The sequence below is a fragment of the Affinundibacterium flavidum genome, assembly GCF_014284175.1.
Taxonomy (GTDB): Bacteria; Pseudomonadota; Gammaproteobacteria; order Burkholderiales; family Burkholderiaceae_D; genus Undibacterium; species Undibacterium flavidum.
Window position 1 is genome coordinate 127,103 of the sequence record NZ_JACOGA010000016.1, and the last position, 16,249, is coordinate 143,351.

Below are 16,249 nucleotides of genomic sequence, written 5' to 3' on the forward strand. Positions count from 1 at the left end.
TTAGTCCTACTTCCTTCAAGCTCATATCGCCTGTGCATTTAGCATAGAATTGAGCAATCCGTAGCGACTTATAACAGGAGACAAAATGCAAAGACGTGATTTTCTTCAATTTGGTGGAGCCGCATTGGGTGGTTTGTTGATGCCCGCTTTTGCCCGTGCCATCGAGGTCGATGAACTGCTGAAGCCAGTTTCCAACCAATTTCGTAAAACCTTGGCAGATACCGCCTTAAGCGCTGCTACTGGCGCTGGCGCTAGTTATTGCGACGTGCGCATAGGTCGTTATTTGAATCAATTTATTTCTACGCGTGATTTGAATGTAGAAAACGTTGCCAATACCGAATCAGCTGGTGTTGGTATTCGTGTTGTGGCAAATGGGGCCTATGGCTTTGCCGCAACCAATGATATGTCGCCGGACGGTGTTGCTGGTGCGGCGCGTCAAGCGGTTGCGATTGCGAAAGCGAATGCCAAATTGCAAACTTCACCTCTACAACTAGCCCCTGTTAAAGGCGTGGGCGAGGTGAGTTGGGCGACACCGATTAAGAAAGATTGGCGTACCGTACCAATTCAAGAAAAGGTCGACTTGCTGATCGCCGCGAATAAAGCGGGCATGGAAGGCGGCGCCAATTTCATGCAATCGGTGATGTTCCAAGTCAATCAGCAGAAATATTTTGCTTCTACCGATGGCTCGTATATCGACCAAGATGTGCATCGTTTGTGGATGCCAATTTCCGCCACAGCGGTCGATCAGAAAACTAATAAATTCCGTACCCGCCAAGGATTGTCTGCACCGGTCGGTATGGGTTATGAATACCTCGATGCACGTCCAGAAGATAAGGTAAAAGCGGCCGGTGGCGTAGCGACTTTATATAAAAATTCCTATGACCTGATCGCTGATGCGCGTGCTTGTGGTGCAAGTGCCCGTCAAAAGCTGACGGCGAAATCAGTGTTACCGGGTAAGTATGACTTGGTGCTCAGCCCAGAACATTTGTGGTTGACGATACATGAATCGGTTGGGCATCCAACCGAACTTGATCGCGTACTCGGCTACGAAGCGAATTTCGCCGGTACCAGTTTTGCGACCATCGACAAATGGGAAAGCAAAAAATTCAAATACGGTTCAGAGCAAGTTAACATCATCGCTGAAAAAACTGCGCAAGGCTCTTTGGGGGGCGTAGGCTACGATGACGAAGGCGTCAAGACTAAACGCTGGGATATTATCAAAGACGGTATTTTGGTCAACTATCAAGCCACGCGTGATCAAGTACACATGCTAGGTCAAACCGAATCGCACGGTTGTTCCTATGCCGATAACTGGAGCAGCGTGCAGTTCCAACGCATGCCAAATGTGTCTTTGGCCGCGGGCAAAAAACGTTTGACGCCGGATGAAATGGTGAAGGACGTGAAGAAGGGGATTTACATCATTGGTGATGGTTCTTTCTCTATCGATCAGCAACGCTATAACTTCCAATTCGGTGGCCAGATGTTCTTTGAAATTAAGAACGGTAAGATTGGCGAGCAACTCGAAGACGTCGCTTATCAATCGAATACCCAAGAATTCTGGAATGCTTGCAGCGCGACTTGCGATGAACGTGATTGGCGTATGGGTGGTTCTTTCTTTGACGGCAAAGGCCAGCCTTCGCAATCGAGCGCGGTGTCGCACGGTTCAAGTACCACACGCTTCAACGGTATCAATGTGATTAACACTGCACGCAAAATTGCTTGAGAGGCGCGATCATGAAATTACTCAACCAAGCAGAAGTACAAGCGATCACCGATAAAGTCTTGCGTCTGTCAAAAGCCGATGAATGCAATGTGCAATTGGGCGGTAGCAATACGGGAAACATCCGTTTCGCGCGCAATGCCGTATCGACCGCAGGTAGTGTGAGCGATACGCAAATGGCAGTGAGCGTTGCCTTTGGTAAAAAACAAGGGATCGCCACCATCAATGAATTCGACGATGCCTCTTTGGAAAAAGTCGTGCGCCGTGCTGAAGATCTGGCGCGGTTGGCACCAGAAAACCCTGAGTTCATGTCGGCAGTGGCAAAACAAAGCTATCCGGCTACACCGACTTTCAAAGAAAAAACCGCAGCAATCGATCCAGATTTTCGCGCCGAAGTTGCGGCGTATACGATAGAAGCTTGTCGTAAGAAAAATCTGGTTGCTGCCGGATTTTTTACCGACAACAGCAGCTTTTCCAGTATCGCCAATTCGAATGGTGTGTTCGGTTATCAGCAAGAAACTGGTCTGGATTTCACTTGTACCGTGCGTACTGAAGATGGTCGTGGTTCCGGTTGGGTCAAACGCTCAGCTGGTGATGCAGCGCGCTTTGATGCCCGTGAAGCAGCGGACGTGGCAATCGAAAAAGCCTTGCGCTCGGTGAATGCTAAAGCCTTAGAACCAGGGCGTTATACGGTGATTTTGGAACCTGCTGCAACCTCTGATTTAATCGGCAATATGCTGAGTGGTTTTGATGCACGTCAGGCCGATGAAGGTCGTAGCTTCTTATCGAAAAAAGGCGGTGGAAATCGCCTCGGTGAAAAACTCTTCGATGAGCAAGTGAATATCTGGGCTGATCCTTGGAATCCGGAAGTCGCGGTCTTGCCGTGGGATGGTTCTATGTTGCCGCGTCAACGTACTGAAGTCATTAAGAATGGCAGAGTGAATGCCCTCGAATATTCACGCTTCTGGGCACAGAAACAAAAGCTGGCACCGCTTGCTAGCCACGGCAATATGATTATGGCGGGCACGGATAAATCGACGGCAGAATTGATCGCAAATACCAAAAAAGGTGTGCTGGTCACGCGTACTTGGTACATCCGTATGGTTGATCCGCAATCGGTATTGCTGACGGGATTGACACGCGACGGCACTTTCTACATTGAGAACGGCAAGATCATGTATCCGATCAAAAATTTCCGTTTCAATGAAAGCCCGGTCAGCATGTTGAACAATATTGAAGAAATCGGTAAACCGGTGGTGATCGCTGGTGATGAAGTGCCGTATCAAATGTTGATTCCGCCGATGAAAGTACGTGATTTCAATTTCACGTCTTTGTCTGATGCCGTGTAAATTTGGCAGCCTCGGTTCGGTTCTGTAAATTAATTATTCAGGAGTTGCTATGGAACGACGTAGCTTTTTAAAAATCAGTGGTATCGCCGCCGGTAGTTTGATTATTCCGGTATGCGGAAATGCCATCGCGGCAGAAGAATTGCTCAATCCTGTTGGTCGTGCGTTTAAGAAAAGTCTGGCAGATGCTGCCATGAATGCTGCGACCAAAGCGGGTGCCAGTTATTGCGACGTGCGTATTGGTCGTTATGTAAATCAATTCATCACCACCCGCGATACCCGCGTTGAAAACATCGTTAATACCGAATCCATGGGTGTCGGTGTGCGTGTGATTGCTGGTGGCGCTTATGGTTTTGCTTCCACGAATGACCTGTCCTTGGATGCCGTGGCAGCGATGGCGAAGCAAGCCGTCGCAATTGCCAAAGCAAATGCCAAATTGCAGACCGAACCTTTGATTTTGGCGCCAGTAAAAGGTGTAGGCGAAGTGAGCTGGGCCACGCCATTTACGAAAGACTGGCGCACCGTGCCTGTCAAAGAAAAAGCGGATATGCTGATTGCAGCGAACCGTGCTGGTTTAGAGGCTGGTGCGAATTTCATGCAATCGAATTTATTTCAAGTCAATCAAGAGAAATATTTCGCCTCGACTGATGGCTCGTATATTGACCAAGACATTCATCGCTTGTGGGCACCGATGACCGCGACTGCCGTTGATAAAGCCACCAATAAATTCCGTACGCGTGAAAGCTTGTCTTCACCAGTCGGCATGGGTTTTGAATTCTTTGATGTTAAACCCGAAGATAAAGTGAAAGCCGCCGGCGGTGTTGCTACCTTGTATAAAAATTCTTTAGATGTGGTTGAAGAAGCGCGCGAAGCAGGTCGTCAGGCACGTGAAAAACTGGCAGCAAAATCAGTCGAACCAGGCAAATATGATTTGGTTTTAAGCCCAGATCATTTATTCCTGACCATCCACGAATCCGTCGGCCATCCAACTGAGCTGGATCGTGTATTGGGCTACGAGGCGAATTATGCTGGTACGAGTTTTGCAACCTTGGATAAATGGCGTACCAAGAAATTCAAATTTGGCTCTGAGCGTGTCAACTTCTTTGCAGATAAAACGACGCCGGGTTCTCTCGGTGCGGTTGGCTATGATGATGAAGGCGTTGCGTGCAAGCGTTGGGACATTATCAAAGATGGCGTGTTAGTGAACTATCAAGCGACCCGTGATCAGGCGCATATCATCGATGAAAAAGAATCGCATGGTTGTTCGTATGCCGACAGTTGGAGCAGCGTGCAATTCCAACGTATGCCGAATGTGTCGCTGGCAGCTGGCAAAGCCGCATTGACGCCGGATGAGATGGTGAAAGACGTCAAGAAAGGGATCTATATTTTAGGTCGTGGTTCTTACTCTATCGATCAACAGCGTTATAACTTCCAGTTCGGCGGTCAGTTATTTTTCGAAATCAAGAATGGCAAAATCGTCGGCCCTGTTGAAGACGTTGCGTATCAATCGAATACGCAAGAATTCTGGAATAGCTGCAGCGCGATTTGTGACGACCGAGATTGGCGCATGGGTGGTTCATTCTTTGATGGTAAAGGTCAGCCTAGCCAAGTCAGCGCGGTATCGCATGGCTCTAGTACGGCACGCTTTAACGGCATCAATGTAATTAACACTGCGCGCAAGATCGCTTAAATACGACCACTTAACAGAAAAAATAATAGAAAAAATAAAAGGAAGACTATGATGAAGAAAATGACCCAGGATGAAGCCAAGCGCATTTGTGAGCGCTTGATCAGTTTCTCTAAAGCCGATGAGTGTCGTGTAGCGATCTCGGGTAATCGCGCTGGCAATATTCGTTACGCGCAAAATAGTGTCTCGACCGCAGGTTTAAACCAAGATACGCAATTATCCGTGAGCGTGGCTTTTGGTAAGCGTCAAGGAACGGCAACGATTAATGAATTCGACGACAAATCTTTGGAAAAAGCCGTACGTCGTGCAGAAGATATCGCCCGTCTGGCACCAGAAAATCCAGAATTTATGCCTGCAGTTGGCAAGCAAGAATTCAAAGCGACTCCTACATTTTTCGAACAAACTGCGGCGATCGATCCAGATTATCGCGCCGAAGTTGCAGCACAAAGTATTAGCTTGGCGAAGAAAAACAAACTGATCGCTGCGGGTTTCTTTCTTGACACTTTGGGCTTTGAAGTGATTGCAAATTCGAATGGCGTATTTGGTTATCAAGAATCTTCCAATCTCAGTTTTAGCTGTACTGCCAGAACTGAAGATGGTCGCGGCTCCGGCTGGGTTACCCGCACCGCGAATGATGCGCGCTTGTTTGATCCGCGCGAAGCTTCTGAAGTCGCAATCGAAAAAGCCATGCGTTCAGTTGACGCCAAGGCACTCGAACCGGGTCGTTACACGGTGGTGTTAGAGCCTGCCGCTTCTTCGGATATTTTAAGTTTCATGTTCAATGCCTTTGATGCCCGTCAGGCCGATGAAGGTCGCAGCTTCTTATCGAAAAAAGGTGGTGGTAATCGCCTCGGTGAAAAGATGTTTGATGAACAGGTGAATATCTGGACTGACCCATGGAATGCCGATGCACCGGTGAATCCTTGGGATAGTGGATCGATGATGGCGCGCGAACCGATGTCGCTGGTCAAAGGCGGCAAAATTGAATCGCTGCAGTATTCTAATTTCTGGGCTAAGAAACAAGGCGTCGCCGCTAAAGGTCGCGCCGGCAATACGATTATGGCAGGCGGCAATAAGTCCACGGAAGAACTGATTGCCTCGACTAAGAAAGGAATTTTAGTCACACGCACTTGGTATATCCGCTCGGTTGATCCGCAATCTTTGCTAGTCACAGGTTTAACGCGTGACGGCACCTTCTATATCGAGAACGGCAAAGTCAAACATCCGGTGAAGAATTTCCGCTTCAATGAAAGCCCGGTCACGATGTTGAATAATATTGATGATTTGGGTAAAACGCAGGTGTTTGGCGATGGTCGTAAATCGGTCGTGCCTGCGATGAAATTGCGCGATTTTAATTTCACTTCATTGTCGGATGCGGTTTAAGTTGAGGTACGATGAAAATTCCTTCTTCTTGAAGGCCGAGGGTTTCCCCAAGTTGGGATGCTACTAAAAGTTCCCTCCCCTTCAAGGGGAGGGTTAGGGTGGGGATGGGTTTCGGCTGTTTAATTAATGTATACATTTCCCAATTAAAACCCATCCCCATCCCAGCCTTCCCCATACAATTGATAGGGGGAAGGAGTATTCATCGTGCATCTGCTTATGTAAAGGCCCATGCTTTAAAGGAAAGGAATTGTTAGTATTTTCCTGCTGAGATGCTCAAGCCCCTAATTTTTATTAGTTTCACCTTTCCGCATGAGCAATTACGACTTCTATTTCACCCGTTTAATGTATGACTCCGGCGACTGGGATGTCGATATTCGCACGCCCAGTAATATTCTTAATTCGCTGGTGGAATACACGACTTTGCGCGTCGATACGGTGGAACGCGTGGTTGCGCTCTCTGATCCCAAAATGTTGAGTGCACCGTTTTGTTACCTGGCTGGACATAAGCTTGTGCAGCTAAGTCCTATCGAGCGCAAGCATTTAGAGCGTTATATCAAAGGTGGTGGATTCCTATTTGTCGATGATTGCAATCACGATATTGATGGCTTGTTCGCGAAATCATTTGAAGCTGAGATAGCACGTATTTTTGGCGGCAAGGCACTCAAAAAAATTCCGAATACACATCCTTTGTATTCCAGTTTTTTTCATTTTGATGGTCCGCCGAATACCAGTGTGGAACTAAATGGCTGGGGTGATGATCTAGTACATGACTATTTAAAAGCGATTGAAGTACAAGGACGCATCCGGCTCCTGTACAGCAATAAAGATTATGGTTGTGAGTGGGATTACGATTTTCGGAATAAACGGTTTTTAGCGGTTGATAACACTCGCTTTGCCGTCAATATTATTCAGTATGCATTAGGAGCGTAGTATGCAAGCCGTTTGGAATGAAACAGAGATTGCTGAACTCGACAAAAAAATCGCAGCTTTGCGCGCCAGCATGTCGCAAGTGATTATCGGTCAGCATGAAGTCATTGATTCGCTCTTGATTTGTTTGTTAGCAGGCGGTCATGCTCTGGTTGAAGGTGTGCCGGGATTGGGAAAAACTTTGCTGGTGAAATCGCTGGCAGAGGCGACTGATCTGCAATTTAGACGTGTGCAGTTCACCCCCGATCTGATGCCTTCTGACATCGTCGGCACCGAAATTTTGGAAGAGGATACCAGCACACGTCAGCGCGTATTTCGTTTCCAGCAAGGACCGATTTTTACGCAAGTCTTACTGGCCGATGAAATCAATCGCGCACCACCGAAAACACAATCGGCTTTACTGGAAGCGATGCAAGAACGCAGCGTTACTTTTGCCGGACACACGCATCGCTTGCCTAGACCTTTCTTCGTACTGGCAACACAAAATCCGATTGAACAAGCCGGTACCTATCCCTTACCTGAAGCGCAATTAGATCGCTTCTTGTTACGGATTGATGTCGTTTATCCAAGCGAAGACGAAGAAATTTTAATGGTCTCGCGTACGACACAAAACACGACCGATGCCGCGAGTGCGGCGATGGATGTGGAAACTTTATTGCGCATACAACAGTTGGTGCGCGAGATAGAAATTGGCGAGCATTTATTGCGCTATGCAACGCGCCTGATTCGTGCGACACGCCCGCAAGTGACGACAGTCGCTGCGGTGAAACAACATATCGCTTGGGGAGCAGGTCCGCGTGCTGGTCAGGCCTTGGTACTAGCTTCTAAAGCACGTGCTTTGATGCATGGTCGACTGGCAGTGACGCGTGAAGATATCGCAGCCATGTTATTACCTGTGCTGGCGCATCGGGTCTTACGCAATTTTGAGGCCGAAGCCGACGGAGTAGAAATCGCAGAAGTCTTACACGCTTTGCGTCGTGAGATACAAATCGATTAGTCAGTGACAGTTCCTAGATAAAGCGCTGACTTAAAAACTTAAATAGATGATCGATACCAGTTATTTATTGGCACATAGCCAGGATCTTGACCTGATCATTCGCCATGTATTGGCGGGATTGGGACATGGTTTGCATGCTGGTCGTGAGCGCGGCGCCGGTGTCGAATTTTCTGAATATCGCGCCTATGCGCCGGGTGATGAATGGCGTCGCGTTGATTGGAAATTATTGGCGCGCAATGATCGATATTATGTGCGCGAAGCGGAACGCGATAGTCACGTGGCGATTTGGTTTTGGCTCGATGCTAGTGCGTCTATGCGTGAAGCGAGCTATGCGTATCCTGAAGTCACTAAACTCGATTATGCGCGCGCAGTGCTGGCTTGCCTTGCGGCGGTGGCACAACGCCAAGGCGATGCATTTGGCTTGATTGTTGCAAATCAGGGACGCATTCATTTGACTCCGGTATCGCGTGGGCCGCGGCAATTACATCGTGTATTAGCGCATTTGAATCGCACCAAAGCGGAGAAGGAATTACCAGATGCTCTACAAATCAAAGCGCAAATGCAGTTTGTGCGTGCGCCGAGTTTATTGTTTGTGGTCAGTGATTTTTTAGACTGGCCATCGGCCAGCGGCGAGAGTTTGTTGCGCTTACGCCGTATGCGCCATGACGTGCGTGCTTTAAGTTTGCATACCGAGGCCGAGCGCAATGCTGATTTTCCTCTGAATACCAGCTATTGCGATCCAGAACACGCCGAACACACGGCGCAATTGACGCAGCAAATTAAGCCCGCCTACCAGGCTGCGTATGCCCAACATTTTGACAAGATACGCAGCGAATTGAAACGCGCCGACATCCCTTATTTACAGGCGAATATCGAACAAGATATTGCCAAAGTTGTGCGCAGCTGGCTGCGTCTGGCGAGTTTGAGATGATGAGTTTATCGAGTCTTATGGGTTTGTCACCGTATTGGTGGTTGCTGGTGCCAATAGTGGGGCTGCCAATTTGGTGGCATCGCCAACGGCGTCAGACACAAAAAATGCATACTCTCGCAACGGCAAAATTTTTGCCTTCTACGCCGCCGCAGTTATTGCGCGTGTGGCGTTGGCGCGATCTCTTGTTGTTACTATTGCGCTGCCTGATGCTGATGACGATGTTGGCAATACTCGCCCAGCCCTTATGGAGTTGGCGCGGTGATACGGTATTCGTAGGTGAGGATCTTGATCCTCAATGGGTCGCGGCTGAGATCGATAAAGCGGGTTTTAAACAGGCACCACAAATCCAGTATTGCGCGACTGCAAAGTGCGAGATTCAGACCGATCATTTGCTATTGTGGCTGGAGCAAGAACAAACACAATGGCAGCCCCAAGCGCGTTGGCTGATTTTGGCGCAAGACCAACAGTTAGCGATGAGCGCGCGCGTGCCTGCAGTTGGACACACGATCGCGGTGCGGATCGCGCCTCTTGCATTAGGTCAAGGATCAGATAAAACATCAAGCCCAACATCAGGTCAAACATCCAGTAAAAAGTCGGCCAACAAACAAATTTTGCAAGTCGCGCTTCAAACTGACAGGGCGGATTTATGGCGACGCATATTTAAATTGTTTGAACTTGCAGGTGTAGAAAATCTGCAGTTCAATTTGACGGAAAAAATCCAGCCCAACACTTGGCTGGCAATCTGGGATAAGCAAGTCGAACCGGATCAAAACTGGCAAGCGCCTTTCGTTTGGCGGACTGCAAAATCCGCACAGGCTCCTGCGAAGTTGAATGTGTCATCGGACAATAACTCAACAGATAAGCTGTCCTCTGCACTGCTACAGAAATTGCACATCCAGTCGCAAACAAGCACACGCGGATTGATTTGGAATATGGATCCACAATTTGATTGGCCATTGCAAGACGCGGATTTGGAACAGGCCAAAGCCTTGTTTGAAGCGCTGCAAGCGGTGCGTGCAGAAAGTCAGATCGTGCCCTTAAGTACCTTAGCTGCGCTGGATTTGCCGGCCAATAAAGTGAAGGCCTCAATTCCGTTAGCCGCAAGTGTTACAGACCATCTGCGTGAAATCTTATTCGCCTTGCTTGCACTTTTACTTACCCTAGAACGGAGCCTTGCCCATGTCCGCCGTTCTTAAACAAGCCCCAGCACGTTTGTGTACGCAGATTGTGCGTCGTCGCTTGCTCAGTTATCTGGGATTGTGCGCGCCGTGGATCATCATTCGATCTTGGCCTGGCTTAATGGTTTGCCTATTCTTGATCGGCTGCGACCTGATCTGGATCTGGCGTCAATCGCAGACGCATTATTTAAGTTGGCTAAACGCGGCATTTCCTGCATTCGAAGATAGTTTGCAATTACTAGAAAGCGCAGAAAAAAACTCGCCCTTAATTCAGCTGCAAAAAGCACGTCTGTTACAACGAATAGAGTCCGTGCTGACGCCCGCTGCATTCAAAAAACTTGGCGCGCAAGTATTGCAGTTCAAGCGCTGGATCTTGGCCTGTTTGTTTTTTATAAGCGCTACGGTCGCTGCGCTGCTGAGTGTTTACAATCAACCGGTTGAGATTAGGTCGCAGCGCGCTGCAACACCAGTGCTCAAGAGCGCAAGTTTGCCTGCATTAAATTTGAAAGTCACGCCGCCCGCCTATACACAAATACCGGCGACGCAATCTGCAGTGCAAGATTTGCAGGTGCCGGAACATAGTCAGATTGAATGGTGTATCGCGCAATCGTCATTGAGTGCCGAACTGCTGAGCCAAGTCAATGCTAGTCATATTCGCCTCAGCAATGGACAGGAAGTCAGTTTTACCGAAAACGCAGGTGCGACCTGCGCGCGCTGGGAGGCTAGCGAAACGGTGTTTTGGAGTTGGAGTGCCGATGACAAACGGCATCGTTACACCCTCAAAGTGACGCCGGATCAAGCACCAGAGATCGCCGTCTTGCAGCCCTTGGAGTTGTTGCAAGTGCTGTCTAGCCAGACGCACAACATCACGATGTCGATACAGCTTAAAGATGATTATCAAATCGTGAACGCCAGCATACACATGACCCTGGCTCGTGGTAGCGGCGAGAATATTCGCTTTAGTGATAAAGAGATTTTGATACCGCAGGGCAGTGACAAACGTCAGCGTCAGTGGAATAAGCATTGGAGTCTGACAGAGTTGGGTATGGAGCCCGGCGATGAATTATATTTCTTCGTGCGAGCCAGCGATAATGCAGCGAAGAATCCTCATATCGTGCGTTCGCCCACGTATACCTTGCGTTTGCCAGCACCAGATGCGCAAGAAGATGAAACTTCCGTGTTGCCTATTTTGGCGAAACCCGAATCACTGCGAAGTCAGCGCCAAATCATTATTGATACCGAGCAGTTGGTGGCGGATATTCAGGCCAATCCGAAATTAAACCCGCAGTTGATACGCAACCGCAGTGAAATGATTGCCAATGACCAAGCTGCGCTGCGCCGACGTTATGGACGTTTCTTGGGCGAAGAATCCAGCCTATTTGGCGATGAACATGAAGATGGCGGACATGCCAATGAAAAACCGGCTGGCGATTTAGCAGCACAATATGGCCATGCGCATGATCAGGAAGAAAACGCCACATTGTTCGATGAAGCAACCAAGAAAATTTTACGGCGGGCTTTAGTGGCGATGTGGGATGCAGAAAAATCCTTGCGTGCGATTGCACCGAAGCCCGCCTTAGCGCCGGAAAACAAAGCTCTGGAAGCGATTAAACAATTGCAGCAGGCCGACAGGATTTATTTGCATAAAGCGGCATTCACTCCGCCCGCGATTAAAGAAGAAAAGCGTTTAAGCGGTGATGTGCTCGACGTCAAAAATCAACAAAGAATACAAGCAGATTCGGAAACCAACGTGCCAGCAGAATTGACGGATTTGTTAAAGGCTCTCGCTAAAGGAAATAAAGCAGATGCTTTGCCAGCTCTATGGAGCAAAACTGCGCGCGCCTGGATTGCGACGCATATTCCCGACGACGAACAACGCTTGAAAGCACAAGCTGCGGTGCAAGACGTTGCGGACGGATGCCAGCCTTGCCGCGTTGAACTCGCTGCATGGCTGCGTCAGGGAATTGCTATGGATGGCATTAGTTTGCAAGCTACATTGAAATTCAAAGCGAATCAAACCTCCGCATTGGATCGTTATTGGAATGCACATTCGTCGCCCGTATTAAGGACGCAAAAACCTGCGCTGGGGAGTAAGCCATGACGGGTATTTTAGTGATGGGTAATTGGTCGTGGTGGTCACTAGCCGCCGTGTTAGCAATTGCTGCTGTCGGTAGCATTTCTGCGATTTTGTATTGGCGTCGTGCGCGGCGGCTTGATAGTCTTTTGATCGCTTGTGCTAGCGTGTCTTTGACTTTACTCATGCTGCCATTGGAATACCAGCGTAAGCCAGAGCAGGAGTTATTGATCGATAGTCGTCAGGAGCATCTCGATTTCGCGCGGCTCAGATCGCAATTGATGCAAGCGAACACCTTACGCTTGCAAGGAGATGGCCTGTTTGCCAGCGAATGGCGCGACCTGCCACCGAAAAAATTAATCTGGGATAAGAGTAGCTGGTCAACAGCCGAAAGTCTGAGTCTGACTTTTTCGCAGCAAATATCGTTTGGTCGTGTCTTCGAGTTGACAGTAGAGCGTCCGCAAGCGCGGGGGGAATGGCGGGTGCAGTTGATCGCCGAAAATCAACAAGTCTTAGCAGAGCAGACGGGCAAGGATGCCAGTATCAGTGTGCGCTGGTTACCCCCTGTCGCTGAACGCATGGTGTTAAAGGCGCGGGTTTTAGATGAAAAAAATCAGCTGATAGATCAAGGCCCAATACCACTAGATGTCATCGCTATGCCAGAGCTGCGAGTACAAGGTCGCTTCGCTGCCCCCTCTTTTGATACACAGACTTTGAACCAATTATTGATCCAAAGTCACGCGGTCATCGATTGGCAAATTCAAATCGGTAAAGATCTGGTGCGTCGCGAAACCGCACGTACAGAGGTGGAAGCCGACTTGCTGGTGCAAGATGCCGCTTATTTTGAACAAATGCCAGTGCCACAGCGCACGCAGGTATTGGCACAGATCGCAGCTGGGCGCTCGCTGCTCATACTCGGAGCGAACGCGCAGCAAGCGGCGGTGTGGAAAAATACCCTAGATCTGAATTTGCGCCAGCAAGCAAGTGTCGCGGAAGAGCAAGAATGGCAAACGCCGCAAGCTGTGCATTTACATTCGGTCCGCTGGATGCCGCAGAGTGCAGGGCAGTCAGCTTGGTATCTTGACCCCGTTCAGCCTTGGTTAGCTTCACGTTCATGGGGCAAGGGCAAAATCGTCTGGATTGCGGCTGCGGGCTGGCATCAAGCCTTGATCAGTGAACCTCAAGCTTTGAAGCAATGGTGGCAATCTCTGATTGATCAAAGTGCCGTAACGCGTGCGCAGAGCTGGGAATGGGAGTCGAGTCAGACGCGACAAGGCATGCCGCTTGCCGGTCAAAGTTGGCAGATATGCGGGCGAGGAAACACACAAGGGCAGATACAGATTTCAACTGAGAATGGAACTTCTGAAAGTGCCACCGATAGCTCAACAGACAGCGCAACTAAGGGTAAGCGCTTGCCATTGCGAGCATATGCTGCCAAAGCGGAGGCACAGTGCGCAGGGTTCTGGCCGATAGCGGCTGGTTGGTACGATTGGCAGGTCGTGTCGGCGGATGAGAATGCGGACAATAAAGTGGACAAGAACGCGCCGACTGTCAAAAACAGCACGGAGCAGGGCGAGGGTGCACTTTATGTGTATGCCGCCACCGACTGGCCGACTTGGCAACGACAACTAAAACGCATCGCCAGTGCCGCGTATGGTCAGCAAATACCAGATTCGGCGAATACGTTAGCAAGGCCAGGACAACGCTTGCCCGCGTGGCCATTTATTTTGTTTAGCATGCTCTGTTTGCTAGTGCTATGGCGACGGGAACAAGCTTAGGCTAGATACAGGCTATCTTGGCGCGAGGGCGTAGCTGAGCAGATTCGACATTTTCTGTGCGTCGACCGCCAACCTTCAACGTACAACCTTAATCTTCAGCTGCGTGGTATGCGAACTTTGCATGGCTTCGCTCAAATATCCATGCGGTAGACAAAGACATTTCACATGCAAAATTTTGTCCAATCGGCTCTATTAACTTCAAGTCTAAATAAAATTTAGTATTTTTAGAAAATACTATAAAAATAGTTTGCTATTGTGGTTTTTGTGGCAGCACTATTTTAGTCAAAACATCTGTGATTAAAAGGTATTTAGTAACAAATTTTTATAGATAAGCGATGATCGGTCAAAAATATTATATGCTCGTCTCTGATTAATGCGGCTGGCAACTAAAATTGGGTCAATAAACTGGCGTATAGATATAAAATAATCTACTAATTAAGATTTCCCATTTCCCCAAAAATCGACTTTACTGCAATTTGATTATCAATAATTCCATTGATAATTCAATAAAACATAGTCCATCTTTGGGAGAATTTTATGAAAAAACTACACGGCTTATTACTCGCCGCCATGGCAGCAGCAGGTATCGCGCAAAGCGCCAACGCGGTGACTGTCAACGCAACCTACATCAACAAAACTGGCACCGAAATTCGCGGTGTGTTTGGTAACTACTCAAATCCGACCATCTATATCGATCGTCGCGCTTGCGGTGAACCTAGCTTATCCGCATTTGCCTGCGGCCCATATACCATCAGTGTGGGCACGGCTTTCTTGCAAGGCGCGGAAAGCAATTATGGTAACTATGCAGCTAAGGCGATTCTCGGACATGAGTGGGGTCACACGATTCAATACACACGCAATATCAATCAACCTGCGCCATATATGGAATTGCAAGCAGATTGCGCAGGCGGTTCTTTCATCCGTTATGCGGTGGATACCCTGCGTTATGCGAATTTCTTGACGACGGCAGTGAACACCGCCCGTGCTTATGCCGGTGGTGATCACGGTACACCAGCGCAACGCGATTACTACACACGTTGGGGCTACACCAATGGCATCACCAGATGCCTGAGTAGTCTGCCACGCGTTTAATAAGTAGGATGCTTGCTCTTCGTTTTGAATGATGGGGCGCAGATTCGTTCGCAGCTCGGTTCTGCGAACGAAGTTTGATTACTGAGGAAATTCATATGAAAAAAAAGAGCGTGGTAGCGCTGGGCATGGTCGGTCTGTTGACCACAGTTGGCTTGTACATGCTGATGAAAAATGATGACAGTCAGCACAAGCTTACGGAACACAATGCCTCCTCTTCAGAAGCAGATTCGTCCACTAACAGAGTGAGCAATGCTAAGCATGCACGTCTAGAGCAAACCCACGGCGCGGGGGTGCACGCATCACCTTTTGAATTGGGAAATGCGAGTGCGCAAATCGGCGAGCAGGTTGCAGATGCAAACAAAGCGGCACCAAAGAATATGTTGGAATTGCCAGAACCTGAAGTGGTTTCTCCGGCCGAGGCGGCGCGTAGAAAAAAACTAGAACAACTAGGCTACATGTTGCCACCCGATTACTACACCAAGGATTTGAAAGTCTTGCGAAAAATGGCGAAAACCGGAGATGCATTTGCCATGATGCACATGGGCGAGAAATATTATTTCGAGCTGCAAGGACAGCCGAGTCATCCCGAATTTGACAAAAATATGGATTACGCAAAGGCTGCAAAAACCGCATTTCAGGATGCTTTAGTCGCTGGCAATATTCGCTCTGCGGGCATTATCGCTGAACTATATTACCAAGAAAAAAATCCCTTAGAAGCTTATACTTGGCATCTGGTTTCGGATCAACTTGGGGATGACATCAGTGCGGATTGGTTTCGGCGTACCGACATGGCAAAAAACACCAGTGCAGACTTAAAACAAGCCGCAGCCGAGCGTGCAGCACAGATTTTGAATGAATTAAAACTCAAGAAAAAAGTCTAGCTGAGCTTGTTCACTTTTGGCGCTCAAAATATCGAAGGACTATCGTTACGTAGACAGCGATAATGCTCTGAATAATTTTAGTTTTTTTAAAAACCGACCTACGCGTCGAAACTACTTAATGATGCTTGTCGTAGATACTGTTATCCGAGTCAAGCAGAATGCAAGCTTGAATCGAAAGGTTTTCCTGATTTTAAGACCCCAAATGCAACGTGAATCAGTTTTCTCATCATTGCCCCAATAATGACCATGGGAGGT

12 protein-coding genes are annotated in these 16,249 nt (G+C 48.5%); all 12 read left to right on the forward strand.

Annotated features, from left to right (window positions below):
- The first annotated feature begins 85 nt into the window (after nucleotides 1-85).
- Complete coding sequence (locus H8K55_RS16715) at nucleotides 86-1,723, forward strand: TldD/PmbA family protein (protein WP_186943202.1); 1,638 nt, start codon at nucleotides 86-88, stop codon at nucleotides 1,721-1,723.
- 11 nt (nucleotides 1,724-1,734) lie between these two features.
- Nucleotides 1,735-3,069 carry a TldD/PmbA family protein gene (locus H8K55_RS16720; RefSeq protein ID WP_186943203.1) on the forward strand — a complete coding sequence of 445 codons (1,335 nt, stop codon included), beginning with the start codon at nucleotides 1,735-1,737 and terminating at the stop codon, nucleotides 3,067-3,069.
- Between the two features lie 49 nt (nucleotides 3,070-3,118).
- A complete protein-coding gene (locus tag H8K55_RS16725) occupies nucleotides 3,119-4,756 on the forward strand; it encodes a TldD/PmbA family protein (protein ID WP_186943204.1) in 1,638 nt (545 codons plus the stop codon).
- A 51-nt stretch (nucleotides 4,757-4,807) separates the two neighbouring features.
- Complete coding sequence (locus H8K55_RS16730) at nucleotides 4,808-6,136, forward strand: TldD/PmbA family protein (protein WP_186943205.1); 1,329 nt, start codon at nucleotides 4,808-4,810, stop codon at nucleotides 6,134-6,136.
- A gap of 309 nt (nucleotides 6,137-6,445) precedes the next feature.
- On the forward strand, nucleotides 6,446-7,066 hold the full coding sequence (locus tag H8K55_RS16735) for a DUF4159 domain-containing protein (protein WP_186943206.1): 621 nt from the start codon (nucleotides 6,446-6,448) through the stop codon (nucleotides 7,064-7,066).
- A 1-nt stretch (nucleotide 7,067) separates the two neighbouring features.
- The gene (locus tag H8K55_RS16740; protein WP_186943207.1) at nucleotides 7,068-8,060 is read left to right on the forward strand and encodes an AAA family ATPase; all 993 of its coding nucleotides are present in this window, start codon (nucleotides 7,068-7,070) and stop codon (nucleotides 8,058-8,060) included.
- Nucleotides 8,061-8,106: 46 nt separating this feature from the next.
- A complete protein-coding gene (locus H8K55_RS16745; RefSeq protein ID WP_186943208.1) occupies nucleotides 8,107-8,991 on the forward strand; it encodes a DUF58 domain-containing protein in 885 nt (294 codons plus the stop codon).
- A complete protein-coding gene (locus H8K55_RS16750) occupies nucleotides 8,991-10,187 on the forward strand; it encodes a BatA domain-containing protein (RefSeq protein ID WP_186943209.1) in 1,197 nt (398 codons plus the stop codon). The genes H8K55_RS16745 and H8K55_RS16750 overlap by 1 nt, the downstream gene beginning before the upstream one ends.
- Entirely contained in the window at nucleotides 10,171-12,270 is a 2,100-nt protein-coding gene (locus H8K55_RS16755; RefSeq protein WP_186943210.1) for a hypothetical protein, read from the forward strand. Before H8K55_RS16750 ends, H8K55_RS16755 begins: the two co-directional genes overlap by 17 nt.
- Entirely contained in the window at nucleotides 12,267-14,021 is a 1,755-nt protein-coding gene (locus tag H8K55_RS16760) for a hypothetical protein (RefSeq protein ID WP_186943211.1), read from the forward strand. The genes H8K55_RS16755 and H8K55_RS16760 overlap by 4 nt, the downstream gene beginning before the upstream one ends.
- 537 nt (nucleotides 14,022-14,558) lie before the next feature.
- Nucleotides 14,559-15,113: a neutral zinc metallopeptidase gene (locus H8K55_RS16765; protein ID WP_186943212.1), complete on the forward strand. Its 555-nt coding sequence runs from the start codon at nucleotides 14,559-14,561 to the stop codon at nucleotides 15,111-15,113.
- 95 nt (nucleotides 15,114-15,208) lie between these two features.
- Nucleotides 15,209-15,994, forward strand: a complete 786-nt coding sequence (locus H8K55_RS16770) for a hypothetical protein (RefSeq protein ID WP_186943213.1) — start codon at nucleotides 15,209-15,211, stop codon at nucleotides 15,992-15,994.
- The last annotated feature ends 255 nt before the right edge of the window (nucleotides 15,995-16,249 follow it).